A 25,404-nucleotide genomic window follows, 5' to 3' on the forward strand; every position below is an offset into this window, starting at 1 on the left:
CATTCAACCCTCTGAGTGGCAAGCACTCCTGGGGTCAGCCACTCAAAAGGGGTGTCATTCTCCAGATCAAACCGGCATCTTCACGCTGACACGCCGCCATGGCCCCTAGGATTCCCCCTATCACCTCACCGGTCTCATTCGACAGGAACCTCATGAGTGACCCTTCCTCCCCCTTCGGCTTCGAGCTCGTGCGACGAGGCTACGACCGCGGTCAGGTGGACGACCGCATCACCAAGCTCGTCGCCGACCGTGATAGTGCACTGGCCCGAATCACCTCTCTGGAAAAGCGCATCGAGGAGCTGCACCTCGAGACGCAGAACGCCCAGGCCCAGGTAAACGACGCCGAGCCGTCGTACGCCGGTCTCGGCGCCCGTGTCGAGAAGATTCTCCGCCTCGCCGAGGAGGAGGCCAAGGACCTGCGCGAGGAGGCCCGCCGCGCGGCCGAGCAGCACCGGGAGCTCGCCGAGTCGGCGGCCCAGCAGGTGCGCAACGACGCCGAGTCGTTCGCCGCCGAGCGCAAGGCGAAGGCCGAGGACGAGGGCGTCCGCATCGTCGAGAAGGCCCAGGGCGAGGCGAACACGCTCCGCACCGACGCCCAGAAGGACGCCCAGCAGAAGCGCGAGGAGGCCGACGCCCTCTTCGAGGAGACCCGCGCCAAGGCCGCCCAGGCCGCGGCCGACTTCGAGACCAACCTCGCCAAGCGCCGCGAGCAGTCGGAGCGCGACCTCGCGTCCCGCCAGGCCAAGGCCGAGAAGCGTCTCGCCGAGATCGAGCACCGCGCCGAGCAGCTCCGCCTGGAGGCCGAGAAGCTCCGCACGGACGCCGAGCGCCGGGCCCGCCAGACGGTGGAGACCGCCCAGCGCCAGGCCGAGGACATCGTCGCCGACGCCAACGCCAAGGCCGACCGGATCCGCAGCGAGTCGGAGCGCGAGCTGGCGGCGCTCACCAACCGCCGCGACTCGATCAACGCGCAGCTGACCAACGTCCGTGAGATGCTGGCGACGCTGACCGGCGCCGCCGTGGCCGCCGCCGGCTCCCCGGTGGAGGACGAGCCCGCCACCCGCGGTGTCCCGGCCCAGCAGACCCGCTGACCCCCGGCGCGTGTAGTACCCCCGTGTGCGCCCGGTTCCGCCCTTGTGGTGGCGCCGGGCGCTCGGGCGTTCTAGCGTGAACGCATGATCGAGCTCGAGGGACTCACCAAACGGTTCGGCAGCAAGATCGCCGTCGATCATCTGTCGTGTCAGGTAAGACCGGGCATCGTGACCGGCTTCCTCGGCCCGAACGGGGCGGGCAAGTCCACCACGATGCGGATGATGCTCGATCTCGACAACCCGACCAGCGGTACGGTGCGCATCGACGGCAAGCACTACCGCGAACTCCAGGAGCCGCTGAAGTACATCGGGGCGCTCCTCGACGCCAAGGCGATGCACGGCGGCCGCAGCGCGTACAACAACCTGCTGTGCCTCGCGCAGAGCAACCGCATCCCGAGCAGCCGGGTGGACGAGGTGCTCGACATGGTCGGCCTGAGCGCGGTGGCGAGGAAGAAGTCCAAGGGGTTCTCCCTCGGCATGGGCCAGCGGCTCGGCATCGCGTCCGCGCTGCTCGGCGATCCCGAGATCCTGATGTTCGACGAGCCGGTCAACGGACTGGACCCCGAGGGCATCCACTGGATCCGCAATCTGATGAAGGCGCTCGCGTCGGAGGGCCGGACGATCTTCGTCTCGTCCCATCTGATGAGCGAAATGGCGCTGACCGCCGACCATTTGATCGTGATCGGCCAGGGCAAGCTGCTCGCCGATACCTCGATGGCGGACTTCATCCACGAGAACTCCCGCAGTTACGCGCGGCTGCGCTCCCCGCAGCAGGAGCGGCTGCGCGACGTGCTGCACCAGGAGGGCTTCACCGCCGTCGAGACGGCGGGCGGCGTCCTGGAGATCGACGGCGCCACCACCGAGGAGTTGGGTGAGCTGGCCGCCCGGCACCAGCTGGTGCTGCACGAGCTGAGTTCCCAGCGGGCCTCCCTGGAGGAGGCGTTCATGCAGATGACCGCCGGTTCGGTGGAGTACCACGCCCATTCCGAACGGGACCCGGCGGCCGAGCCGCCCGCGGTGGGAGCCGGCTGGGGCGAGAGCTGGAACAAGCCCGGGGGCACCGACGACACCGACGGCAAGGGGGCGTGACGACCATGGCATCGGTACCCGCGGTTCTCACCTCGGAATGGACCAAGATCCGGTCGGTCGCGTCGACGACCTGGACCCTCATCGCCGCGTTCGCCGTCACAGTCGTGATGGGCGCGGCGCTGAGCGCCCTGCTGAACGCCACGTTCGACGACCTCTCGGAGGCTGAGCAGGCCACGTTCGACCCGACCTTCGTCAGCTTCTCCGGGACCGTTCTCGGCCAGCTCGCGATGGTGGTGTTCGGAGTCCTCGTGGTCGGCACCGAGTACAGCTCCGGCATGATCCGCACCTCGCTGGCGGCGGTGCCCCAGCGCGGGACCTTCCTCCTCAGCAAGATCACGGTGGCCGGCGGGCTGGCCCTCGTCGTGGGGCTGCTCACCAGCTTCGTCTCCTTCTTCCTGAGCCAGGCCATGCTCGGCGACCGGGGCACCGACATCGGCGCGGAGAACGTGCTGCGCGCGGTCGTCGGCGGCGGGCTCTACATGGGGCTGATCGCGATCTTCTCCATGGGGGTCGCGGCGATGCTGCGCAGTTCCATGCTGTCGCTCGGCATCCTGATGCCGTTCTTCTTCCTGGTCTCGCAGATCCTCGCGGCGGTGCCGGGCGCCAAGAGCGTCGCCCGGTACTTCCCCGACCAGGCCGGGTCGAAGATCATGCAGGTCGTTCCGGACGCGTTGAACAGCGACCCGGCCCCGTACGGCCCCTGGGCGGGTCTTGGCATCATGGTGCTCTGGGTACTGGCGGCGGTGCTCGGCGGCTTCCTCGTCCTGAAGAAGCGGGACGCGTAACGGTCCGCTCGCACGCTGTGCGCAACTTGGCCGGAACCGTCACCGCCTGGTTATCCTCCTAACTCTTACGGGGGTGCGCGGCCGGGTGGCCCGAGCCCCGAACGACAGAGTGAGTCGATGGGGCTGGAGAATGATCGAGGCAGTCGGCCTGACCAAGCGCTACGGCGCGAAGACGGCCGTGGACGACCTTTCCTTCCAGGTGCGGCCGGGGGCTGTCACCGGGTTCCTCGGTCCGAACGGGTCGGGCAAGTCCACGACCATGCGCATGATCCTCGGCCTGGACCGCCCCACCGCGGGTCATGTGACGATCGGCGGCCACCCCTACCGCGACCTGCCGAACGCCCCGCGCCAGGTGGGCGCCCTGCTGGACGCCAAGGGCGTGCACGGCGGACGCACCGCCCGCAACCACCTGCTGTCCCTGGCCCAGCTGGCCGGCATCCCGGCGGCCCGGGTCGACGAGGTGCTGGGCGTCGTCGGCCTCCAGGACGTCGCCAAACAGCGCTCCAGGGGCTTCTCGCTCGGGATGGGGCAGCGGCTCGGGATCGCGGCGGCGCTGCTCGGCGATCCGCAGGTGCTGCTGTTCGACGAGCCGGTCAACGGTCTCGACCCGGAGGGCATCCACTGGGTCCGCAATCTGATGAAGATGCTGGCCTCCGAGGGCCGTACGGTCTTCGTCTCGTCCCACCTGATGAGCGAGATGGCCCTCACCGCCGACCATCTGATCGTGATCGGGCGCGGCCGGCTGCTCTCCGACATGAGCGTCACGGACTTCATCTCCGCCAACTCCGCCGACTTCGCCCGGGTCCGGGTGCCGGACGGCGGCCCCGAGGAGCGGCAGAAGCTGACGGCCTCGCTCATCGAGGCGGGCGGCCGGGTCATGACGGAGCCGGGCGGCGCGCTGCGGGTCACCGGGCTGCCGCTGCCGCGGATCAGCGACCTGGCCCACGGCTGCGACGTACGGCTCTGGGAGCTGTCGCCGCACCAGGCATCCCTGGAGGAGGCGTACATGCGCCTCACGCAGGGCCTGGTGGACTACCGCTCGACGGACGACGCCAAGGCGGGGCTCGTGGAGCCGCTCCCCCAGGACGCCCACGGGAGCGCCGACAGCTTCGTGTACCCCGAGCCGGTGGCGGTGCCGCAGGAGGGCTGGTACGCCCCGCCGCCGCCCGCTCCGGGCCGGGGCCCCGCACCCGCGGCGCCCGCCCCCGAAGCCGAGCCCTCTTCCGCCGCCGCGGCCGGAGAGCAGACGAGCGAGGACCTCCGATGACGACGCCGGCCACCCAGCGGGCCCACCAGCAGGCGCCGGACGCCGCCCCGCCGGCCTCCTACGAGTCGCCGATCCCGATCCGGCCCGCCACCCTCGGCGACGCGGTCGCCTCGGAGTGGACCAAGATCCGTTCCGTGCGCGCCACGATCTGGACGCTCGGCGTGATGATCGCGCTGATGGTGACGGTCGGGCCGGGCACCGCGCTGCTGCTGGCGGCGGACAGCGGCGGCGGTATGCCGGACGAGCCGGTCCTGGCCCTCGGCTTCTTCGGGGTGCTGCTGGGCTCGATCTGTGTGATCACGCTCGGTGTGCTGACCATCGGGTCCGAGTACAGCACCGGCATGATCCGTACGACGCTGACGGCCTGTCCGAGCCGGGGCCGGGTGCTCGCGGCGAAGGCGATCGTCTTCGCCGCGCTGTCCTTCGCCGTCACGACGGTGACCGCCGCGGTCGTGGCGGGGCTCCAGACCCTGATCCTGGACGGCCCCGCCGCGTCGGGCGGCGACTGGGCGCTCGCCACGGCCGGTGTCGGGCTCTATCTCGCGGCCCTCGGCCTGCTGTCGCTCGGTGTCGGCGCGATCGTGCGGCACTCGGCGGGTGCGATCACCATCATGATCGGCGTGGTGCTGGCGCCCCTGGTCCTCGCGCTGTTCATGTTCGACGACAGCCTGCGGGGCCTCCAGCGCTTCCTGATCGACTACTCGATCCCCAACCAGATCGGCGGGATATACGGCACGACGATGACCACTACCGGTCCGACCGGCTGGGAGCCGCTGCTGCTGATGCTGGGCCTGGCCGCCGCGGCTCTGGGCGGGGCCGTCGCAATACTGAACCGGCGCGACGTCTGAGGGACCGGGCGGGGCCGGCGGGACCGAGCGGGGCCCAAGGGGATCGCGCGGAGTCCGAGGGCCGGTCGCCCTCAATAACGCGGAGCGTTCCGGGACCGCTGCACCCGGGTGGTGCGGCGGTCCTTCGCGTTCCAGCACGCCTTGTGCCAGTGCCTGCGGTCGTCGATGCCGCCGAACTGGGGCCAGGTCACGAGGTGCGGGACCCCGGAGGGGATCTCCTGGTCGCAGCCGGGGCAGCGGTACCGCTTGCCCTGGGCGCTCGCGCCGCTGACCGGGCGCACCGACCACTCCTCGCCCTGCCAGCTCTCGGTGGCCCCTCCCCCGCCGTACCTGCCGAGCGCCGAGCCGGGATGTTCGTCGGGACTCTCGCCACCACGGGGGCGGTTACGGCGCGGGGACACAGGACACCTCACGGGGCGGATCGGACACGGTTCCGCCCAAGCCTAGAGCCTGGCGTCGGGGGTGGCGGTCGGGCTGTCCGGCGGCCCTGTTCGGCAGTGGGGTGAGTTAGCGGAAAATCGCAACAACTTCCGCCGGGACCGTGCCTTTGGCACGTGTCAGACGTTGTTGCCGGTGGGGGAGAAACGCGTCGGCCGCAAGGAGGCAATAGGCGATGCGCATCGGAACGTTCGTTCTGGCAGCCCAGTTCCCGGGACAGGGGCCCGGTGAGGCCCTGCACCGGGCCGTCCGGTCCACCGAGGCGGCGGAGGAGAGCGGTCTCGACTCGGTCTGGCTGGCCGAGCACCACTTCGTGCCGTACGGGGTCTGCCCGTCCGCGACCACGCTGGCGGCGCTGCTGCTGGGCCGCACCCGCAGAATCCGGGTCGGCACGGCGGTCAGCGTGCTGCCCAACCACCACCCGGTCGCGCTCGCCGAGCAGGCCGCGCTGCTGCATCTGACCAGCGGCGGGCGCTTCTCGCTCGGGGTGGGGCGGGGTGGGCCCTGGGTGGACCTGGAAGTGTTCGGCGGCGGTCTCGACGCGTACGAGAACGGCTTCCCCGAGGCGCTCGACCTGGTGCTCGACTGGCTGCGGGAGCCGCGCGTCGCGGGGCGCGGGGCGCGGTTCGGCTTCCGCGAGGTGGCGGTGGTGCCGCGCGCGGACGAGCTGCTGGAGGGCCCGGCGGACGCGGGGCAGGGTGGAGCGGGGCCGGGTGGAGCGGGGCCCGAGGTCGTCGTGGCGTGCACGTCGCCGAAGAGCGTGCGGCTCGCGGCCCGGCAGGCGCTGCCGATGCTGCTGGGCATGCACTGCGGGGACGAGGAGAAGGCGGAGATGGTCGCCCTGTGGCGTACGGCCGCCCGGGAGGCCGGCCATCCGCCCGAGGTCGTGGAGGGGGCCGCGCATGTGTCCGCCGGGGTGGCCCAGATCGAGGACGGCGCCGGAGAGGCCACGGAACTGCTGGTGAAGTCGATGCCCGGCTGGCTGCGCCAGGGGCTCGACGCCCATGTCACGGTCGACGGCAGGCACCGCGTGATGCGGGACCCGGTCGCGTACACGGAACTGCTGTGCGGGCTGCACCCGGTGGGCCCGCCGCGGCTGGCGGCCGACCGGCTGGCGGCCACCGCCGAGCGGACCGGGATCACGCGCTTCGCCCTCCTGGTGGAGGGATCGGGCGATCTCGCGGCGACCGAGGAGAACGTCCGGCGGCTGGGCGCCGACGTGCTGCCGCTGCTCTCCTGACCTGCGCATGCCGGTGTTTCCTCGGAGCCGTCCGACAGCTGAGGGATGTGGGACGAGTGGTGCGGTGGTGCGGGAGCTGCCGCCCCGGGGCCAGTTGCACCTCCCGCGGCCCGGGGCGGCAGCAGAAGCGTTCAGCAGTCCCGAAGTTCGGGCGACTGATTGAGCAACTGGCCCCTCACCGAAGTGAACTTGGCCAGTCGGTCGTCGACCGAGGCGTCCAGCGGGAACACCGCGACGCGGTGGCAGTTCTGGAATGCGATGCGCACTCCGAAGTGCCGCTGGAGCGCGCCGCGTATCGCATCACTCGCGAGCGCGCGCAGCAGCTGACCACGTGCCTGCTCGTCCGGCGGCGGCGTCTGGTTGTCGGCGAACTGTCCGCCGTCGACCTTCAGCTGAGCCACCAGCGAGCTGATCATCTCCCATGCGAAGGGCAGGGAGGTCCGGACGCAGTCGACGAAGTCGGCTTCGTCGACCTCGCCTCGCTCGGCCTGTTCCAACAGCGCCGGTGAGACGTCGAGCGACATGGGTTCTCCTCTCGCGACCCCGGGCGATGGCCGGGGCCTTACGGGCAGGGAAGGGGGGCGGCGACGACGCAGCGTGCACGGACGGCGACCTCCTGCTTCCACGGTAAGCGCGCAGTCGGGGCCGCACCAGGAGATTGGGAACACAACCGGCCAATAACGAAGGGGCGCAAAGAGGGGCAAGCCCGCATCGCCGCGTCGCGGTGTGCACCGAGTGACAGGGGGCGACGGGTGGGGAAATCGCGTCGAGCCCCCGTCGTCGAGTAGCGTTGCCGACCATGCGTCTCGTCATCGCCCGTTGCTCCGTGGACTACGCGGGCCGGCTCACAGCCCACCTGCCCTCCGCCCCCCGACTGATCCTGGTGAAGGCGGACGGAAGCGTCTCCATCCACGCCGACGACCGGGCGTACAAACCGCTCAACTGGATGTCTCCGCCGTGCACCCTGAAGGAGGGCGCCGACGGTGAGGAAGGCGTCTGGACCGTGGTGAACAAGGCGGGCGAAAAACTGATCATCACGATGGAGGAAGTCCTCCACGACTCGTCGTACGAGCTGGGCGTCGACCCGGGGCTCATCAAGGACGGCGTGGAAGCGCACCTCCAGGAACTGCTCGCGGACCGGATGGAGATCCTCGGCGAGGGTCACACCCTGATCCGCCGCGAATACCCCACCGCCATCGGGCCGGTGGACATCCTCTGCCGGGACGCGAACGGGCAGACGGTGGCCGTGGAGTTGAAGCGACGTGGCGACATCGATGGCGTGGAGCAGCTGACGCGCTATCTGGAACTGCTGAACCGCGACCCGCACCTCGCGCCGGTCCGGGGCGTCTTCGCCGCGCAGGAGATCAAGCCGCAGGCCCGGGTGCTGGCGACGGACCGCGGCATCGGCTGCCTGGTCCTGGACTACGACGCGATGCGGGGCATCGAGGACGACAAGCTGCGGCTGTTCTGAGCGACGGCGTCAACGGGGGCCGGGTGGCTCACGCGGAAGCGTGAGCCACCCGGCCCCCGTACGTTCAGGCGTGCGGGGTGCTCAGACCGCCGGGTCGGGGGCCGCTTCGGACTCCGGGGCGCTCGCCGACTCGGCGGGGCCGGCCGCGGAGGAGGAGCCCTGGGCCGGGGGCGGGTCCGTGTCGTCGGTGGGCGTCGGGGACGGGTCCGGCGACTCGCTCTCCGACTCGGACGGCGTGGGGCTCGGGCTCTCGCTGTCGGTCTCCGTCGGCCGGGGCGAGGTCCTCGTCGGCGTCGGCTCGCTCGGGGAGTTGCTCCCGTCGTCCGTCGGGTCGTCCGTCCCCGGCGGCGTACCGTCCGTCGCGGAAGAGCTCGGGGACGGGGAGCCGGAGGTGCTCGGGCTCGCCGACTCCGAGGCGCTCGGGGTCGCGGGCGTCTCGCCGCCGGTGGTCTCCCCGGCCGGGACGGAGCCGTCCTCCGACTCCTTGGGGGGCAGGCCGTCGTCGGTCGGGTCCTCGGTGGCCGTCTGCTCGGTGGTGACGTTGCGGCTGCCCGGCTCGTCGCCGTCGCCCGCGGTGACCCCGAGCGTGACGACGGTGCCGAGCACCGCGATCAGCACGGCGCCCGCGCCCGCGGCGGCCAGGTTGCGCCGGGCGCCGCCCAGGACGGACCGGCCGGTCCCCTTGCGCGCGGCGGGGCCGGGAGGCAGCGAGGAGACGATCGTGGGCTGCTCCTCGGCCGGCTGCCGCTGGAACACCGGTGCGCCCGGGAACCCGCCGGGCGGTGTGCCCGGACCGTCCTGGCGCACCGTGGGCACCTCGTCGCCCGATGCCGTGCGGCCGAGGGGGGCGAAGTCGCCGGAGCGGTCCGCGACCAGGGCGAGCGCGCGGCGTCCGGCCACGGCCCCGGACCTGTCGGCGAGGGCGCCACGCATCCCGATCGAGGTCTCCAGCTCGGTCCTGGCCCGGTCCGGATTGCCGGTGCAGAGTGCGAGGACGCCCAACTCGTGGTGGAAGTAGGCCTCCTCGGCGACCTCGCCGGCGATCCTGGCGGCCTCCTGGCCGATCCTGAGGGCCCGCTCCCAGGCTCCCCAGCCCAGACCCGCCGCGAAGGCCGGGGAGGCGCTGCGGGCCAGCAGGACGGCCGCGCTGGCCGCCCCTGCCTCGTCGCCCGGGACCAGCCGGCCCAGGGAGGCGACGATCGCGTCCGCCTCGGCGACGGCCCGTTCCGGGGTGACCGAGGGGTGCGAGGCCCACCAGGCGTAGTGCTGGGCGGCGGTACGGGCGTGGGCGGCGGCGTCGTCCTCGTAACCGGCCGCCGCGAGCTGGGTGAGGACTCCGGCGGCGAGGCGGTAGCGGGGGCCGGCCGGGGAGAGCAGGCCGCAGCCGGCGAGCTCGCCGAGCGCGGCGTCCGCGTGGGTGTCGCCCACGAGGGCCGGCAGATGGGCCTGGTGGGGCACCTCGCCGCCGAGGGCGACGGCGAAGCGCAGGGTGGCACGGGCCGCCTCGCTGAGCCGGGAGGCGAGCAGCACGGCGGGCGCGGCGCCCTCGCCGAGGCTCGGCAGCGGGACGTCGAGGGCTTCGGCGGCGGGCGCCGCGGGGGCCGGCGGCGCGTCGTCCGCGCGTGGCTCGAAGTAGTCGTACTCGTCGAATGCTTCGGGGCCGGCGCGCAGCCGGTCGCGCTGCACGAGGAGCGATCCGGCCTGGACGAAGCGGAGCGGCAGGCCCTCGGACTCGAACCAGAGGTCGCCCGCCCAGTTCCGCTCCTCCTCCGTGAGGGGGCGCTCGACGACCTTCTCCAACAGGGCCAGCGAGGCGCCGCGGCCGAGGCCGGCCAGGAGCACCTCCTCCAGGTGGGCGTCGACGCCGGGGGTGGTGGTCTCGGGGGTGGCGGCGAGCAGGAAGGCGCACTCGGGGGTGGCGGCGAGCAGTTCATCGAGGGCCGCTCCGCCGATCTCCAGGTCGTCGATGGTGACGACGGCGCCGATGGACCGGACGAGCGCGAGCAGTTCATCGCGGTCGGGGCGGTGGTTCGGGGCCTTGTGGACGGTGTCGAAGAGGGCGTGCAGCAGATCGGCGCCGGTGCGGCCCCGGCCGTTGAGCCGGACGACCCCGTCGGGGGCCAGGTCCGCGCAGTCGGCGGCGACGGCGTCCAGCAGCGCGGTGCGGCCGGACCCGGCCTGACCGGTGAGGCGGACGCTGCGACCGCGCGCCAGCAGGCGGACCAGGCGTTCGCGCTCCTCCTCGCGTTCCAGGAGCGGCAGCTGCTGGGCGGGCGGTCCCGCGGGCACCGGGGGCGCTCCGGCGCGTTCGTGGTCGGCGCGTTCGGCGGAGGTGCGGCGGAGCGGGGCGTCGGGGCCCGAGCCGGGCGGGCAGGACTCGACCTCGCTGCCGTCGACGGGGTTGACCGTGAGCAGCAGGTCGCCGACGGTCAGCTGGACGACGCGGACCTGTCGCGGTGTCCCCGGGCCGAAGTCGGCGCCGCCTGATTCGCGGGACGGCCGACGGTGGCCGGGATCGCCGCCGGAGCGGTCGTGGCCCTGCCCGTACTCATCGGGTGCCCGGTGTGTCGGGTCCATCGCAAAGTCCCCCAGACGCGTCGTGCGCGGTTGCCCCTCCCGGCCTCACACGCGCCCCGCTGTCGCTTCCGGTCCGGTGTCCGCCCATGGGTTCGTTGTCATTCGGCGGACGGCCGAACCCTAGACCTTGGCACAGTATTCATGAACCGCCGGGGTGGCACGCCGTCCAGGACGTCACGTTCCGGTGAGGATTGCGTGACTTCTTCCGCCGGGTACGGTCCGTCCGGCTCCCCGAGGGCGCGCGACCGTCCGGATCCCGGCGGGGCGGGCGGCCGCGCGCACGTCCTCAGACGCGCGGCAGCGACTCGGCGGCGATGCCGCCCTCGATGGCCAGGATGCGGTGCAGCCGGGTGGCCACCAGGAGGCGCTGCATCTGTGGCGGCACGCCACGCAGCACGAGGCGGCGTCCGGCCCGTCCCGCCCGGCGGTGGGCTCCCATGATGACGCCGAGTCCCGTGGCGTCCCAGGAGTCCAGCTCGGTCAGGTCCAGCACGAGGTCGCCGACTCCGTCGTCCACGGCCGAGTGCAGGACCGTACGGGCGTCCGCCGCGCTTCGGACGTCGAGGCGGCCCCCGACGACCAGCTCGGCGTGGTCGCCCCTGATGTGCATATGCGCTCCCCGGTCATGCTCCGTAGAAGGTCCGTCTGTCTGCTCTGCCCGCCGGCCGTCTGTTCCGCCGACGGCTCTGTCGTAGGCCCTGCCTCCGCCACGCGTGGCGCCCTGTCTCTGCCACCACTGACTGTCGCGACGACGGGGAAGTTGCCGTCTGTAAGCGAACTGATATCGAATTCACTCGGTGGAGTGACTCCGGTTCGGCGGGGACCGGTCCCCGCCGGGTAGAATCCCCGGCTCCCCCGGCCCGGACGGTGGCGGGCCGGAGCGGGCCGGGGAGCCGGGTCCGGTCAGTACGTGTAGAAGCCCTGCCCGCTCTTGCGCCCGATGTCACCTGCGTCGACCATCCGGCGCATCAGCTCCGGGGCGGCGAACTTCTCGTCCTGCGACTCGGTGTAGATGTTGCCGGTGGCGTGCAGGAGGATGTCGACGCCGGTCAGGTCCGCGGTGGCGAGCGGGCCCATGGCGTGGCCGAAGCCCAGCTTGCAGGCGATGTCGATGTCCTCGGCCGAGGCGACGCCCGACTCGTACAGCTTGGCGGCCTCGACGACGAGCGCCGAGATCAGCCGGGTGGTGACGAAGCCCGCCACGTCACGGTTGACGACGATGCAGGTCTTGCCGACCGACTCGGCGAACTCCCGGGCGGTGGCGAGGGTTTCGTCGCTGGTCTTGTAGCCGCGCACCAGCTCGCAGAGCTGCATCATCGGGACCGGCGAGAAGAAGTGCACGCCGACGACGCGTTCCGGACGCTCCGTCACGGCCGCGATCTTGGTGATCGGGATGGCGGAGGTGTTGGACGCGAGGACGGTGTTCTCGCCGACGACCTCGTCCAGGGCCCGGAAGATCTCGTGCTTGACTTCCAGCTTCTCGAAGACGGCTTCCACGACGACGTCCGCGTCGGCGACGGCGTCGAGGTCGGTGGTCGTGGTGATGCGGGCGAGCGCGGCCTCGGCGTCGGCCGCGTTCAGCTTGCCCTTGGAGACGAACCTGTCGTACGAGGCCTTGATGCCGTCACGGCCCCGGGTCAGCGCGGCGTCGGTGACGTCCCGCAGCACGACGTCCCAGCCCGCCTGGGCGGAGACCTGCGCGATCCCGGATCCCATGAGTCCGGCCCCGATGACGGCGAGCTTCCTGGCCACGTTCGCACCCCTTGGTTTCTGTTCGCCCGTGCCCGATTGTTCACGGCGGTTCACATGCTCTCCGGCGGAGGTTAGTACCCGTCGGGCGCGCTGGGGCGGTGAAGAGATGCGCGTCACGTCTCAGATGACGGACATCACACCGGGGCGCGTCATTCGGCGCCGCGTCGCGCGTAGTTGAGGACCTGGTCACCGAGCAGCCCCTCGATGTCGTCGAGGACGCCGAGGGCGTCGTGGGAGACCTCGACGGCCTTGCGGCCCTTCATCATCTCCTGGCTGACGTAACCGACGAGGGCGTGCTCGATCCAGGCGATCTGGCCGCCGACGAGGAGCGGCATCGGGTCTTCCTCGCTCGCTCCGGTGTCCTCGCGCAGGGTGGCGACGACGGCCTGGAGCACCTCCTGCTGGAGGTACCAGAGGCGGGCCTTGAGGGTGGGGGCGTCCTCGATGACGCGCATGAAGTCGGCGAAGCCGTCCATCAGCCCGAACTCCGGGGAGACGGCGACGACGGCGGCGCGCACCTCGCGCAGGACGGCCTCGGCGGCCGACTCGCCCGGGTCGCGGGCGCGGACGTAGCGGGCGACGCGCTGGGTGACGTGCTTCATCCGGTCGAGGAAGAGGTCCTCCTTGGCCGGGAAGTAGTTGTAGACGGTATTCACGGAGACGTCGGCCAGTTCGGCGATCTCGGCGACGGTCACCGTGACGAAGCCGTGCTGGAGGAACAGCCCGGTCGCCATGTCCGAGATGCGCTGCTTGGCCTGGCGCTTCTTGCGTTCCCTGAGTCCCTCAGCCATGCCTCCATCGTAGGACGCGCGAGACGATCATGGTGCCGATGAATTATTGGAGTCATTGCAAATATAGGTTCACTCTGTTTTTCTGGCCTCATGACCGTCATCAGCACCTCCGGGCTGGCCCGGACCTTCACGACGCCGAGCGGCCCGGTGGAAGCCGTCCGTTCCATCGACCTGACCATCAACTCTGGGGAGATCGTCGGCCTCCTGGGCCCCAACGGCGCGGGCAAGACGACCACGCTGCGCATGCTCACCACGCTCCTCGCCCCGACCGGCGGCGCGGCCACCGTGGCCGGCCACGACCTGTTCACCGACCCCGCGGCCGTCCGCGCGGTCTGCGGGTACATCGCCCAGTCCGGCGGCGTCGACCCGCATCTGACCGTCCGGGAGGAGCTCGTCACCCAGGGCAGGCTGTACCGGCTGACCCGGGCGGAGGCGGCCGCGCGCGCCGGGGAGCTCGCCGACCGGCTCGGCCTCGACGGACTGCTCGACCGGAAGGCGGCAACCCTCTCCGGAGGGCAGCGGCGCCGGCTCGACATCGCGATGGGGCTCACCCACCGGCCGGCCGTGCTCTTCCTCGACGAGCCCACCACGGGCCTGGACCCCGGCAGCCGGGCCGACCTGTGGGACCTGGTGCGGAGCCTGCGCGACGACCACGGCACCACCGTCGTCCTGACCACGCACTACCTCGACGAGGCCGACGCGCTGGCGGACCGGCTGATCCTCGTCGACGGCGGCACGGTGGTCGCGGAGGGGACCCCGGCCGAGCTGAAGGCCCGGTACGCCGGCTCCCCCGACGCCTCCCTCCAGGACGCGTTCCTGGCCGCCACCGGCCGCCCCGTCACCCCTGCCGACCCCGCCCCCGCAGCCGTATAGGACCCCTCCCGTGCTCTTCCACGACACCGCGATCATCTTCGGGCGGTACGCCCGGCAGACCCTGCGCTCCCGCTTCCAGATCTTCTTCGGGATGCTGATGCCGCTGCTCTACCTCCTCTTCTTCGGTCCGCTGCTGCGGGACCTGCCGCTCGGCTCCCCCGCCGACTCCTGGCAGATCCTGGTGCCCGGCCTGCTCCTCCAACTCAGTCTGTTCGGCGCGTCCTTCGCCGGCTTCGCGATCATCGTCGAGAAGTCCACGGGCGTGCTGGAGCGGATGCGGGTGACCCCGGTCAGCCGGCTGGCCCTGCTGCTGGGGCGGGTGCTGCGCGACGCCCTGCTGTTCACCTTCCAGGCCGTCCTGCTGGTGCTCGCCGCGCTGCTGATGGGGCTGCGGGCCCCGCTGGCGGGCATCCTCATCGGCTTCGCGTTCACCGGAGTGCTGGCGCTCTCGCTCGCCTCACTCTCGTACGCCCTGGCCATGCGCGTCACCACCCCGCAGGAGTTCGGCCCGGTGATCAACGCGGTGACGATGCCGGCCATGCTCCTCTCCGGTCTGATGCTGCCCATCACGCTCGGCCCCGGCTGGCTGGACGTCCTCTCCCGCTTCACCCCGTTCCGCTATCTGGTGGACGCGGTACGGGACGCCTACACCGGCTCGTACGCCACCGCGCACATGCTCTACGGGGTCCTCGTCGCCGTGGGCTTCGCCGCCGCGGCCGTGACAGTGGGCACACGGGTCTTCCGGCGGGCCGGAGCGTAACTACGCTGGGCCCATGGTCAATCTCACGCGCATCTACACCCGGACCGGTGACCAGGGCACCACGGCCCTCGGCGACATGAGCCGCACCGCCAAGACCGATCTGCGGATCTCGGCGTACGCGGACGCCAACGAGGCCAACGCGGCGATCGGCGCGGCCATCGCGCTGGGGCAGCTGCCCGAGGAGCTGGTGAAGGTCCTCGTACGCGTCCAGAACGACCTCTTCGACGTGGGCGCGGACCTGTGCACCCCGGTGGTGGAGGACCCGAAGTATCCCCCGCTGCGGGTCGAGCAGTCCTACATCGACAAGCTGGAGGCGGACTGCGACACCTTCCTGGAGGAGCTGGAGAAGCTGCGCAGCTTCATCCTCCCCGGCGGTACGCCCGGCGCGGCCCTGCTGCACCAGGCGTGCACCGTGGTCCGGCGCGCCGAGCGGTCCACCTGGGCGGCGCTGGAGGTGCACGGGGACGTGATGAACACCCTGACCGCCACCTACCTCAACCGCCTCTCCGACCTCCTGTTCATCCTGGCGCGGAGCGCGAACAAGGAGGTCGGGGACGTGCTGTGGGTGCCGGGCGGCGAGCGGTAGGCCTACAACCTGTCGACCGGCTCCCGCTCCGTCACCGCGTCCTTCGGGGCCTGCTTCGGGAACAGCGTGTAGCCCCCGGCGATGATCAGGTTGATGCCGATCACCAGGCCCATCTTCTGCTGCCAGCCCCGCAGCGAGCTGATCTCCCCGCCGGAGCCGACGTACCAGACGGCTGCCTGGAGCAGGCCCAGCGCGACCACTGCGGCCAGGATCCAGCGGGCGGCGGTGCGCCACTCGTGGGCGGCGCGCGCCATGCCGTACTTCGGCGGCTTCACCGGCGGCGGGCCGCCGAACCAGCGGTGGGCGACGCGGGCGTCCACCCACTTGATGGTGGAGTGGCCCAGTCCCACCGTGAAGCCGATGTAGACGGCGGCCAGCCCGTGCTTCCAGTCGGGCTCGGCCCCGTTCTTCAGGTCGATGGCGGTCACCACCAGCAGCACGACCTCCAGCAGCGGCTCGCACAGCAGCACGGCCGCGCCGAGCTTCGGTTTCCTCGCGACGTACCGCAGGGCGAGTCCGGCGGCCAGCAGAACCCAGAATGCGACCTCGCAGGCCACGATCAGTAGGGCGATCACGACTCTCTCCTCCCGTTCCCTTCCAGCCTCCCGGCCGACGGGCGCGGACACGTCGTCGGCAGTGACGAAACCGGACTGCATCCTTCGATGTAGTAGCGGATCAGCCGACGAAGGGAGGCCCGGGGGCGGCGGGGCGTGTTGGATGGAGAGGTGCTCACCCGGATCCGCCCCGACCGCGACGACGTGACCCTCGGCGTCTCCGGGCTGCTCGGCGGGCTGCTCCTGTGGCTGCTGGGCCTCCACACCCAGGGCGGCCACTCCCTCTCCGCCCCCTGGGTCACCCTCGTACCGCTGACCGTCATGGCCGCGGCCGAGCTGCTGCGCCGCACCGCCCCGCGCACGGCGCTGACGGCCGGCACGCTCGCGCTGGTGGCGAACCAGTTCACCCCGGGCAACCTCGCCACCGTCCTGATGTTCACGGACGTCATGTACGCGGCCGTGCTGTACGGCACCCCGGCCGCCGCCCGCCGGCTCCCGGTGGCCACGCTCCTGATCACCGTCGCGTCCACGATCGGCTTCCTGGCCTGGTTCCGTAAGCCCGAGGCGCTGCTGATCGGCCTGGTCATCGGGCTGGTCTCCTTCGTCCCCGCCATCACCGGCGTCAGCGTGCGCACCCACCGCGCCGCCGCCGACGCGGCCCGGCTGGCCGCCGCACAGACCGCGCGGCTGGCCGAGATGGACCGGACGCAGGCGGTGATCGCCGAGCGGGCCCGGATGGCCCGGGAGCTGCACGACATGGTGGCCAACCACCTCTCCGCCGTGGCGATCCACTCCACCGCGGCCCTGTCCATCGACGACCCGGAGACCTCGCGGAGCGCCCTGAAGGTGATCCGCGAGAACAGCGTCGAGGGGCTCGCGGAGATGCGCCGGCTGATCGGGCTGCTGCGGGAGGGCGGCGAGGACGACGCCCCGGCGGCGGCCCCGACGCTCGCGTCCCTGGACGTGCTCGTCGAGCAGACGAACGTCAACGGGGCGTCCGGCGGACTGGTCTGCACCCTGGAGGACACTCGGGAGGCGGCGGCCGGGGCGCTGCCGACGCCGGTCGAGCTGGCCGCGTACAGGATCGTGCAGGAGTCCCTGACCAACGCCCTCAAGCACGCGGCACCGGGGCCGGTCGTGGTGCGGCTCGCCCACGGCGACCGGGTGCTGACGATCGAGGTGACCAGTGTGTCCGGCAGCCGCCCCGGACCGACGGCGCCCGGTTCGGGGACGGGCCTGGTGGGCATGCGGGAGCGGGTGACGCTGCTCGGCGGGACGTTCGAGGCCGGGGCCGAGGTGGGCGGCGACGGCGACGACGGAACCAAGATCTGGCGGGTGCGGGCTCAACTGCCCGTGACGGAAGGGGCGATGCGGGAATGACGATTCGGGTACTGGTCGCGGAGGACCAGTCGGCGGTGCGCGCGGGGCTGGTGCTGATCCTCTCCAGCGCGCCGGACATCGAGGTCGTCGGAGAGGCGGGGGACGGCGAGGCAGCGGTGCACCTGGCGCGTGAACTCCGCCCGGACCTGGTGCTGATGGACGTACAGATGCCGCGCCTCGACGGCGTGGCGGCGACGCGGCAGGTGGTCGAGGAGGAGCTCGCGGACGTCCTGGTGCTGACCACGTTCGATCTGGACGAGTACGTCTTCGGGGCGCTGCGCGCGGGGGCCTCCGGCTTTCTGCTGAAGAACACCGACGCCCGCGATCTGCTGGAGGCGGTACGGACGGTGGCGCGCGGCGAGGGGCTGATCGCCCCGGCCGTGACCCGGCGGCTGATCGCGGAGTTCGCCGGGGCGTCCCCCGTACGCGTCCGGGGGGCGTCCGATCCGGCGGTGCTGGACACGCTCACCCGGCGCGAGCGCGAGGTGCTGGGGTGCCTGGGCGAGGGCCTGTCGAACGCGGAGATCGCGCTGCGCCTCTCGATGGCCGAGGCCACGGTGAAGACCCACGTCAGCAGGGTGCTGGGCAAGCTGGAGCTGCGCAGCCGTGTTCAGGCGGCAGTTCTAGCACAGGAGTTGGGGGTCCGGGCCACTTCCTGATCTTTGGTCCAGACCTCTTGACGATTGGTCCAGACCTTCCTACTGTCACCGTCACACACTGCGGTGAGTACGAGAGCACCCGTACTCAGGGCGGCGCAGGGTTTGCAGTCCACGAATCATCCCCGTTTGTTGGACCTCACCCGAGGAGCTCCGTTGAGCACAGATTCCCCCCAACGCCGATCCAGATTTCGATGGGTCCCGGCCCGCAGCGGCCGGTCCAAGGTCATCGCGGGCCTGACCGCGCTGGTCGTGCCGCTGGCCGCGATGGTGGGGCTCGCCGCCCCCGCATCGGCGGCCACGTCGGCCACCGCCACGTACACCAAGAAGTCGGACTGGGGCAGCGGCTTCGAGGGCCAGTGGACGGTGAAGAACACCGGCACCACCGCGCTCTCCTCCTGGACCATCGAGTGGGACTTCCCCTCGGGCACCACGGCGGGCTCCGCCTGGGACGCCAACCTCACCAAGAGCGGTAACCACTACACCGCCAAGAACCTCTCCTGGAACGGGTCCGTGGCGCCCGGCGCCAGCATCAGCTTCGGCTTCAACGGCACCGGCTCCGGCTCCCCCACGGGCTGCAAGCTGAACGGCGCCTCCTGTGACGGCGGCAGCGTCCCCGGCGACAACGCCCCCTCGGCGCCCGGCACCCCGACCACCAGCGACGTCACCGACACCTCGGTCAAGCTCAGCTGGAGCGCGGCGACCGACGACAAGGGCGTCAAGAACTACGACGTGCTGCGCGACGGCGCGAAGGTCGCCACGGTCACCGGTACGACGTACACCAACACCGGCCTGACCGCGGGCACCGACTACTCCTACACCGTGCAGGCCCGGGACACCGCGGACCAGACCGGCCCGGCCTCCGGCGCCGTCTCCGTGCGGACCACCGGCGGCGGTGGCGAGCAGCCCGGCGGCGACAAGATCACCATGGGCTACTTCACCAACTGGGGCGTCTACGGGCGCAACTACCACGTCAAGAACCTGGTGACGTCCGGCACGGCCGCGAAGATCACGCACATCAACTACGCCTTCGGCAACGTGCAGAACGGCAAGTGCACCATCGGTGACGCGTACGCCGACTACGAGAAGGCGTACACCGCCGACCAGTCCGTCGACGGCGTCGCCGACACCTGGGACCAGCCGGTGCGCGGCAACTTCAACCAGCTGCGCAAGCTGAAGGCCAAGTTCCCGCACATCAAGATCCTCTGGTCGTTCGGCGGCTGGACCTGGTCCGGCGGCTTCGGCCAGGCCGTGCAGAACCCCGCCGCCTTCGCCCAGTCCTGCCACGACCTGGTCGAGGACCCCCGCTGGGCCGATGTCTTCGACGGCATCGACCTCGACTGGGAGTACCCCAACGCCTGTGGTCTGACCTGTGACACCAGCGGCCCGGCCTCGATCAAGACCATGGCCGACGCCATGCGGGCGAAGTTCGGCCCGAAGTACCTGGTCACCGCCGCCATCACCGCGGACGGCTCCAACGGCGGCAAGATCGACGCGGCCGACTACGCCGGCGCCTCCCAGTCCTTCGACTGGTACAACGTGATGACGTACGACTTCTTCGGCGCCTGGGCGGCCAAGGGCCCGACGGCTCCGCACTCGCCGCTGACCCCCTACACCGGCATCCCGCAGCAGGGCTTCACCTCCTCCGAGGCCATCGCCAAGCTGAAGGCCAAGGGCGTCCCCGCCAAGAAGCTGCTCCTCGGCATCGGCTTCTACGGCCGCGGCTGGACCGGCGTCACCCAGTCCGCCCCTGGCGGCACGGCGACCGGCGCGGCCCCGGGCACGTACGAGGCGGGCTTCGAGGACTACAAGGTCCTCAAGAACACCTGCCCGTCCACCGGCACCGTCGGCGGCACCGCGTACGCCCACTGCGGCACCAACTGGTGGAGCTACGACACCCCGGCCACCATCGGCTCGAAGATGAACTGGACGAAGAACCAGGGCATGGGCGGAGCGTTCATCTGGGAGCTCTCCGGTGACACCAGCAACGGCGAACTGGTGACCGCGGTCACCAGCGGCCTGAAGTAACGACGCCGGTGCTCCCCACGCCATAACGGCAAGCACCACCCCGGAAAAGCACCGGGGAGACGGGTCCGCCCCCCGTCTCCCCGGTTTTTCGCTGTGTACGCGCGGCCACCCGACGTTCTCAGGCCCTTACCCCACGCCCTCAGGCCACATTGCCCCTCCCCCAGACTTCGTCCGAGGGGACCCCCTTCCAGCGGGGCTGCCTACTAAGCCACATTGACCCGCTGGCCGGGCGGGGCCGCCTCCAGCCAGGCGAGGAAGCCGGTCAGGGCGTCCTCGCTCATCGCCAGCTCCAGGCGTGTCCCGTGGTGGAGACAGCCGAGCACGACGGAGTCGGACAGGAGCGCGAGCTCCTCCTCGCCCTCCGGAAGCCGGCGGGCGATCACCTCGATCGCAGAACGCTCCAGGCCCCGGCGGGGGCGAGGAGCGTAGGAGAAGACCCGGAACCAGTCGACACGGTCACCGCTGTAGCGGGCGACCCCGTAGACCCAGCCCTTGCCGAGCGCATCGGGTTCCTCCGACACGTCCCAGCGCAGGCTGCAGTCGAAGGTCCCTCCGGACCGCTGGATCAGCCTCCGGCGCAGGCCGAAGACGAACAGTCCCAACAGAACCGTGACGATGACGGACGCTCCCACCCACAACGCGAGGACCATCTCCACCGACCTCCTCGCATCGTCGAGTAACGAACACCGAAACCGTATTGCACCTGCATCGCCTCAGCCGCGACACGGCTGGATCGCTCCAGCTCGGGCCGCGGCTGAGTAAAGACATCTGTCAGTGGGGGTGCTAGCGCACCGCCACCGCGCGCAGTCGTACGTCGGCGCGCCGCTGGGCAGCGGCGTCCGCGTCCGACTTCGCGAGTTCCAGCGCCCGCTCGGCGCGCTCGACATCGATCTCGTCGGCCAGCTCGGCGATCTCGGCCAGCAGCGACAGCTTGTCGTCCGCGAACGAGATGAATCCACCGTGCACAGCGGCGATGACGGTGCCGCCCTCACTCGTGCGGATCGTCACCGGGCCCGACTCCAGCACACCGAGAAGCGGCTGGTGACCGGGCATGACGCCGATGTCGCCGGACGTGGTGCGCGCGACGACCAGGGTGGCCTCGCCGGACCAGACGCTTCGGTCGGCGGCGACCAGCTCGACATGCAGCTCAGCAGCCAAGGGTGGCTCCTCGGGTCACCACCCGGCCGCCCGGCCGGGTGTCGGTTCAATTCTACGGGGCGTGGTGAGGGGGGCGGGACACACCCACCCCCCTCGGTGAGCCGGAGGCTCAGGAGACGCCGAGCTCCTTGGCCTTGGACTTGAGGTCGTCCAGGCCACCGCACATGAAGAACGCCTGCTCGGGGAAGTGGTCGTAGTCCCCGTCGCAGATCGCGTTGAACGCGGAGATCGACTCGTCGAGCGGAACGTCCGAACCGTCCAGGCCGGTGAACTGCTTGGCGGCGTGGGTGTTCTGCGACAGGAAGCGCTCGACGCGACGGGCACGGTGGACAACGAGCTTGTCCTCCTCGCCCAGCTCGTCGATACCGAGGATCGCGATGATGTCCTGGAGGTCCTTGTACTTCTGGAGGATCCCCTTGACGCGGCTGGCCGCGGCGTAGTGGTCCTGCGAGATGTAACGCGGGTCCAGGATGCGGGACGTGGAGTCCAGCGGGTCCACGGCCGGGTAGATGCCCTTCTCGGAGATCGGACGGGAGAGAACCGTCGTCGCGTCGAGGTGGGCGAACGTGGTGGCCGGGGCCGGGTCGGTCAGGTCGTCCGCGGGGACGTAGATCGCCTGCATCGAGGTGATCGAGTGACCACGCGTCGAGGTGATGCGCTCCTGGAGCACACCCATCTCGTCGGCCAGGGTCGGCTGGTAACCCACCGCGGACGGCATGCGGCCGAGCAGCGTGGAGACCTCGGAGCCGGCCTGCGTGAAGCGGAAGATGTTGTCGATGAAGAGCAGCACGTCCTGCTTCTGCACATCGCGGAAGTACTCCGCCATGGTCAGGGCGGACAGGGCCACGCGCAGACGCGTCCCCGGCGGCTCGTCCATCTGGCCGAAGACGAGCGCGGTCTTCTCCAGAACGCCCGACTCGGTCATCTCGTCGATGAGGTCGTTGCCCTCACGGGTGCGCTCACCGACACCGGCGAACACCGACACACCGTCGTGCAGCTTCGCCACACGCATGATCATTTCCTGGATGAGGACCGTCTTGCCGACGCCCGCACCACCGAACAGACCGATCTTGCCGCCCTTGACGTACGGGGTCAGCAGGTCGACGACCTTCAGGCCGGTCTCGAACATCTCGGTCTTCGACTCGAGCTGGTCGAAGGCCGGGGCCTTGCGGTGGATCGGCCAGCGCTCGGTGATCTGCGCCTCGGCCTCCGGCTCGTTCAGGATCTGACCGAGGGTGTTGAACACCTTGCCCTTGGTGATGTCACCGACGGGGACGGTGATGCCCTCGCCCGTGTTGGTCACCGGGGCCTGGCGGACCAGGCCGTCGGTGGGCTGCATCGAGATCGCACGGACCACGCCGTCACCCAGGTGCTGGGCGACTTCGAGGGTCAGCGTCTTGCGGGCGCCGTCCTCGGCGGGGTCCGCGACCTCGACGTGGAGGGCGTTGTAGATCTCCGGCATCGCGTCGACGGGGAACTCCACGTCGACGACCGGGCCGATGACCCGGGCGACGCGGCCCGTGGCAGCGGCCGTCTCAACTGTCGTCGTCATTACTTGTCACTCCCCGCGGTCGCGTCGGCCAGAGCACTGGCACCGCCGACGATCTCGCTGATTTCCTGGGTGATTTCGGCCTGTCGGGCCGCGTTGGCAAGCCGGGACAGGCTCTTGATGAGGTCCCCGGCGTTGTCGGTCGCCGACTTCATCGCGCGGCGGCGGGCAGCGTGCTCGGAAGCGGCTGCCTGCAGCAGTGCGTTGTAGATGCGGCTCTCGACGTAGCGCGGCAGAAGGGCGTCGAGGACGTCCTCGGCCGACGGCTCGAAGTCGAACAGCGGAAGGATCTCCCCCTTGCGGGTGCTCTCCTTCGCCACCTCGTCGAGCGAAAGCGGCAGCATCCGGTCGTCGACCGCGTTCTGCGTCATCATCGACACGAATTCCGTGAAGACGATGTGCAGCTCGTCGACGCCGCCCTCGGCCGTGTCCTTCTGGATGGCCTCGATCAACGGGGCGGCGACGCGCTTGGCATCTCCGTACGCCGGGTTGTCGGTGAAGCCGGTCCAGGATTCCTCGACCTTGCGCTCGCGGAAGCCGTAGTACGCGACACCCTTGCGGCCGACGATGTAGGCGTCGACCTCCTTGCCCTCGGAGGCAAGGCGCTCCCGCAGTCGCTCCGCGGCCTTGATGGCGTTGGAGGAGTAGCCGCCGGCCAGACCGCGGTCGCTCGTGACGAGCAGGACCGCGACCCGGGTCGGGGCGTCGACCTCGGTGGTGAGCGGGTGCTTGGCGTTGGAGCCGGTCGCCACCGCGGTCACCGCACGGGTGAGCTCGGTCGCGTACGGCTGGGACGCCGCCACCTTGCGCTGCGCCTTGACGATGCGCGAGGCGGCGATCATCTCCATCGCCTTGGTGATCTTCTTGGTCGCGGTGACGGCTTGGATGCGGCGCTTGTAAACGCGAAGCTGAGCGCCCATCGATCAGCCCTCGCCCAGGAGCTTGCCGTCCGAGGTCTCGAACTGCTGCTTGAAGGCGGCGATCGCGTCGGCGATCGACTGCAGCGTGTCGTCGGACATCTTGCCGCCCTCGGCGATGCTGGTCAGGAGGTCCTTGCGCTCACGGCGCAGGTACTCCAGCAGCTCGCCCTCGAAGCGACGGATGTCCTCGACCGGGACGTCGTCCATCTTGCCCGTGGTGCCGGCCCAGACCGAGACGACCTGCTCCTCCATCGGGAACGGGGCGTACTGCGGCTGCTTCAGCAGCTCGACCATGCGCTTACCGCGCTCCAGCGAGGCCTTCGAGGCCGCGTCCAGGTCGGAACCGAAGGCGGCGAACGCCTCCAGCTCGCGGTACTGGGCGAGGTCCACGCGAAGCCGGCCGGAGACCTGCTTCATGGCCTTGTGCTGGGCAGAGCCACCGACTCGGGAGACCGAGATACCGACGTTGAGCGCCGGACGCTGACCCGCGTTGAACAGGTCGGACTCCAGGAAGCACTGGCCGTCGGTGATGGAGATGACGTTGGTCGGAATGAACGCCGACACGTCGTTCGCCTTGGTCTCGACGATCGGGAGGCCCGTCATCGAACCGGCGCCCATCGCGTCGGAGAGCTTGGCGCAGCGCTCCAGCAGACGCGAGTGCAGGTAGAAGACGTCACCCGGGTAGGCCTCGCGGCCCGGCGGGCGGCGCAGCAGCAGGGACACGGCGCGGTAGGCGTCGGCCTGCTTCGAGAGGTCGTCGAAAATGATCAGGACGTGCTTGCCGTCGTACATCCAGTGCTGGCCGATGGCCGAACCGGTGTACGGCGCCAGGTACTTGAAGCCGGCCGGGTCGGACGCCGGGGCGGCGACGATGGTCGTGTACTCCAGCGCACCGGCCTCTTCGAGCGCACCACGCACGGAGGCGATGGTGGAACCCTTCTGACCGATGGCGACGTAGATGCAGCGGACCTGCTTGTTCACATCGCCCGAGCGCCAGTTGTCGCGCTGGTTGATGATCGTGTCGACGGCCAGAGCGGTCTTACCCGTCTGACGGTCGCCGATGATCAGCTGACGCTGGCCGCGGCCGATCGGCACCATGGCGTCGACGGCCTTGTAGCCGGTCTGCATCGGCTCGTGCACCGACTTGCGGACCATGACGCCAGGGGCCTGCAGCTCGAGGGCGCGGCGGCTGTCGGTCGCGATCTCGCCGAGACCGTCGATCGGGTTGCCGAGCGGGTCGACGACGCGGCCGAGGTAACCCTCGCCGACGCCTACGGAGAGCACCTCACCGGTGCGCTGCACCGGCTGGCCCTCCTCGATGCCGCTGAACTCGCCGAGGACGATCGCACCGATCTCGCGCTCCTCGAGGTTGAGGGCGAGACCGAGGGTGCCGTCCTCGAACTTCAGCAGCTCGTTCGCCATGGCGGAGGGAAGACCCTCCACCTTCGCGATGCCGTCGCCGGCAACGCTGACCGTACCGACCTCCTCGCGCGAGGCCGCGTCCGGCTGGTACGACTGGACAAAGTTATCCAGTGCGTCCCGGATCTCCTCCGGCCGGATCGTGAGCTCCGCCATCTGGGTTCCCTGCTCT

At 70.8% G+C, this 25,404-nt stretch carries 25 protein-coding genes; 13 read left to right on the top strand and 12 right to left on the bottom strand.

The genetic code is table 11. The features are described from left to right. Nucleotides 1-152: 152 nt before the first annotated feature. The 5 genes from AB0F29_RS28055 (at nucleotide 153) to AB0F29_RS28075 (ending at nucleotide 5,080) form a co-directional block, all read left to right on the top strand. Nucleotides 153-1,091: a cellulose-binding protein gene (locus AB0F29_RS28055; RefSeq protein WP_018958966.1), complete on the top strand. Its 939-nt coding sequence runs from the start codon at nucleotides 153-155 to the stop codon at nucleotides 1,089-1,091. A gap of 84 nt (nucleotides 1,092-1,175) precedes the next feature. Then, on the top strand, nucleotides 1,176-2,180 hold the full coding sequence (locus tag AB0F29_RS28060) for an ABC transporter ATP-binding protein (RefSeq protein ID WP_361877429.1): 1,005 nt from the start codon (nucleotides 1,176-1,178) through the stop codon (nucleotides 2,178-2,180). Between the two features lie 5 nt (nucleotides 2,181-2,185). Next, nucleotides 2,186-2,965, top strand: coding sequence for an ABC transporter permease subunit (locus AB0F29_RS28065; protein WP_361877432.1), 780 nt, complete (start codon nucleotides 2,186-2,188; stop codon nucleotides 2,963-2,965). 130 nt (nucleotides 2,966-3,095) lie between these two features. After that, a complete protein-coding gene (locus tag AB0F29_RS28070) occupies nucleotides 3,096-4,232 on the top strand; it encodes an ABC transporter ATP-binding protein (RefSeq protein ID WP_361877436.1) in 1,137 nt (378 codons plus the stop codon). After that, entirely contained in the window at nucleotides 4,229-5,080 is an 852-nt protein-coding gene (locus AB0F29_RS28075; RefSeq protein ID WP_361877438.1) for an ABC transporter permease subunit, read from the top strand. Before AB0F29_RS28070 ends, AB0F29_RS28075 begins: the two co-directional genes overlap by 4 nt. A gap of 71 nt (nucleotides 5,081-5,151) precedes the next feature. Here AB0F29_RS28075 and AB0F29_RS28080 read toward each other — a convergent pair whose 3' ends face one another. Then, the gene (locus AB0F29_RS28080; protein ID WP_361877441.1) at nucleotides 5,152-5,481 is read right to left on the bottom strand and encodes an ATP/GTP-binding protein; all 330 of its coding nucleotides are present in this window, start codon (nucleotides 5,479-5,481) and stop codon (nucleotides 5,152-5,154) included. Between the two features lie 212 nt (nucleotides 5,482-5,693). Between AB0F29_RS28080 and AB0F29_RS28085 the strand changes: the two genes are divergently transcribed. Next, on the top strand, nucleotides 5,694-6,758 hold the full coding sequence (locus AB0F29_RS28085) for an LLM class flavin-dependent oxidoreductase (protein WP_361877444.1): 1,065 nt from the start codon (nucleotides 5,694-5,696) through the stop codon (nucleotides 6,756-6,758). A 131-nt stretch (nucleotides 6,759-6,889) separates the two neighbouring features. Here the strand turns inward: AB0F29_RS28085 and AB0F29_RS28090 are convergent, their stop codons facing one another. After that, on the bottom strand, nucleotides 6,890-7,282 hold the full coding sequence (locus AB0F29_RS28090) for an SCO5389 family protein (RefSeq protein ID WP_003966234.1): 393 nt from the start codon (nucleotides 7,280-7,282) through the stop codon (nucleotides 6,890-6,892). Nucleotides 7,283-7,557: 275 nt separating this feature from the next. Between AB0F29_RS28090 and nucS the strand changes: the two genes are divergently transcribed. Beyond that, nucleotides 7,558-8,229: an endonuclease NucS gene (gene nucS / locus AB0F29_RS28095; protein WP_097870781.1), complete on the top strand. Its 672-nt coding sequence runs from the start codon at nucleotides 7,558-7,560 to the stop codon at nucleotides 8,227-8,229. Between the two features lie 81 nt (nucleotides 8,230-8,310). Here nucS and AB0F29_RS28100 read toward each other — a convergent pair whose 3' ends face one another. From AB0F29_RS28100 to AB0F29_RS28115, 4 genes are all read right to left on the bottom strand, one after another. Then, on the bottom strand, nucleotides 8,311-10,806 hold the full coding sequence (locus tag AB0F29_RS28100) for an ATP-binding protein (RefSeq protein WP_361877449.1): 2,496 nt from the start codon (nucleotides 10,804-10,806) through the stop codon (nucleotides 8,311-8,313). 286 nt (nucleotides 10,807-11,092) lie between these two features. Beyond that, nucleotides 11,093-11,416, bottom strand: a complete 324-nt coding sequence (locus AB0F29_RS28105; protein ID WP_003966237.1) for an STAS domain-containing protein — start codon at nucleotides 11,414-11,416, stop codon at nucleotides 11,093-11,095. 293 nt (nucleotides 11,417-11,709) lie between these two features. Next, nucleotides 11,710-12,558 carry a 3-hydroxyacyl-CoA dehydrogenase family protein gene (locus tag AB0F29_RS28110; RefSeq protein ID WP_361877452.1) on the bottom strand — a complete coding sequence of 283 codons (849 nt, stop codon included), beginning with the start codon at nucleotides 12,556-12,558 and terminating at the stop codon, nucleotides 11,710-11,712. Nucleotides 12,559-12,707: 149 nt separating this feature from the next. Further along, nucleotides 12,708-13,349: a TetR/AcrR family transcriptional regulator gene (locus tag AB0F29_RS28115; RefSeq protein ID WP_361877455.1), complete on the bottom strand. Its 642-nt coding sequence runs from the start codon at nucleotides 13,347-13,349 to the stop codon at nucleotides 12,708-12,710. A gap of 90 nt (nucleotides 13,350-13,439) precedes the next feature. On the opposite strand from AB0F29_RS28115, the gene AB0F29_RS28120 reads away from it, so the two are divergent. From AB0F29_RS28120 to AB0F29_RS28130, 3 genes are read left to right on the top strand one after another with little or no spacing between them, the layout of a single operon-like run. Further along, on the top strand, nucleotides 13,440-14,222 hold the full coding sequence (locus tag AB0F29_RS28120) for an ABC transporter ATP-binding protein (RefSeq protein WP_361877458.1): 783 nt from the start codon (nucleotides 13,440-13,442) through the stop codon (nucleotides 14,220-14,222). A 10-nt stretch (nucleotides 14,223-14,232) separates the two neighbouring features. Next, the gene (locus AB0F29_RS28125; protein ID WP_361877461.1) at nucleotides 14,233-14,982 is read left to right on the top strand and encodes an ABC transporter permease; all 750 of its coding nucleotides are present in this window, start codon (nucleotides 14,233-14,235) and stop codon (nucleotides 14,980-14,982) included. A gap of 13 nt (nucleotides 14,983-14,995) precedes the next feature. Beyond that, entirely contained in the window at nucleotides 14,996-15,568 is a 573-nt protein-coding gene (locus AB0F29_RS28130; protein WP_361877464.1) for a cob(I)yrinic acid a,c-diamide adenosyltransferase, read from the top strand. A 2-nt stretch (nucleotides 15,569-15,570) separates the two neighbouring features. Here AB0F29_RS28130 and AB0F29_RS28135 read toward each other — a convergent pair whose 3' ends face one another. After that, nucleotides 15,571-16,143: a hypothetical protein gene (locus AB0F29_RS28135; protein WP_361877467.1), complete on the bottom strand. Its 573-nt coding sequence runs from the start codon at nucleotides 16,141-16,143 to the stop codon at nucleotides 15,571-15,573. A gap of 150 nt (nucleotides 16,144-16,293) precedes the next feature. Between AB0F29_RS28135 and AB0F29_RS28140 the strand changes: the two genes are divergently transcribed. The 3 genes from AB0F29_RS28140 (at nucleotide 16,294) to AB0F29_RS28150 (ending at nucleotide 20,186) form a co-directional block, all read left to right on the top strand. Continuing rightward, nucleotides 16,294-17,502 (top strand): histidine kinase, encoded by a 1,209-nt coding sequence (locus AB0F29_RS28140; RefSeq protein ID WP_361877470.1) that lies wholly within the window; start codon nucleotides 16,294-16,296, stop codon nucleotides 17,500-17,502. Continuing rightward, nucleotides 17,499-18,161, top strand: coding sequence for a response regulator transcription factor (locus tag AB0F29_RS28145; protein ID WP_361877473.1), 663 nt, complete (start codon nucleotides 17,499-17,501; stop codon nucleotides 18,159-18,161). Before AB0F29_RS28140 ends, AB0F29_RS28145 begins: the two co-directional genes overlap by 4 nt. Before the next feature lie 153 nt (nucleotides 18,162-18,314). Next, a complete protein-coding gene (locus tag AB0F29_RS28150) occupies nucleotides 18,315-20,186 on the top strand; it encodes a glycoside hydrolase family 18 chitinase (protein WP_361877476.1) in 1,872 nt (623 codons plus the stop codon). Between the two features lie 203 nt (nucleotides 20,187-20,389). Here the strand turns inward: AB0F29_RS28150 and AB0F29_RS28155 are convergent, their stop codons facing one another. The 5 genes from AB0F29_RS28155 to atpA all read right to left on the bottom strand — a co-directional run bounded on the left by AB0F29_RS28155 (nucleotide 20,390) and on the right by atpA (nucleotide 25,388). Continuing rightward, nucleotides 20,390-20,836, bottom strand: a complete 447-nt coding sequence (locus AB0F29_RS28155) for a DUF2550 domain-containing protein (RefSeq protein ID WP_026290719.1) — start codon at nucleotides 20,834-20,836, stop codon at nucleotides 20,390-20,392. A 133-nt stretch (nucleotides 20,837-20,969) separates the two neighbouring features. Beyond that, complete coding sequence (locus AB0F29_RS28160; RefSeq protein ID WP_003966248.1) at nucleotides 20,970-21,344, bottom strand: F0F1 ATP synthase subunit epsilon; 375 nt, start codon at nucleotides 21,342-21,344, stop codon at nucleotides 20,970-20,972. 109 nt (nucleotides 21,345-21,453) lie between these two features. After that, a complete protein-coding gene (atpD, locus tag AB0F29_RS28165; protein WP_361877479.1) occupies nucleotides 21,454-22,896 on the bottom strand; it encodes a F0F1 ATP synthase subunit beta in 1,443 nt (480 codons plus the stop codon). After that, nucleotides 22,896-23,813, bottom strand: coding sequence for a F0F1 ATP synthase subunit gamma (locus AB0F29_RS28170; RefSeq protein WP_361877482.1), 918 nt, complete (start codon nucleotides 23,811-23,813; stop codon nucleotides 22,896-22,898). Before AB0F29_RS28170 ends, atpD begins: the two co-directional genes overlap by 1 nt. Before the next feature lie 3 nt (nucleotides 23,814-23,816). After that, on the bottom strand, nucleotides 23,817-25,388 hold the full coding sequence (gene atpA / locus AB0F29_RS28175) for a F0F1 ATP synthase subunit alpha (RefSeq protein WP_361877485.1): 1,572 nt from the start codon (nucleotides 25,386-25,388) through the stop codon (nucleotides 23,817-23,819). Nucleotides 25,389-25,404 lie beyond the last annotated feature (16 nt).

The sequence above is a fragment of the Streptomyces sp. NPDC026589 genome, from assembly GCF_040638385.1.
Classification (GTDB): Bacteria; Actinomycetota; Actinomycetes; order Streptomycetales; family Streptomycetaceae; genus Streptomyces.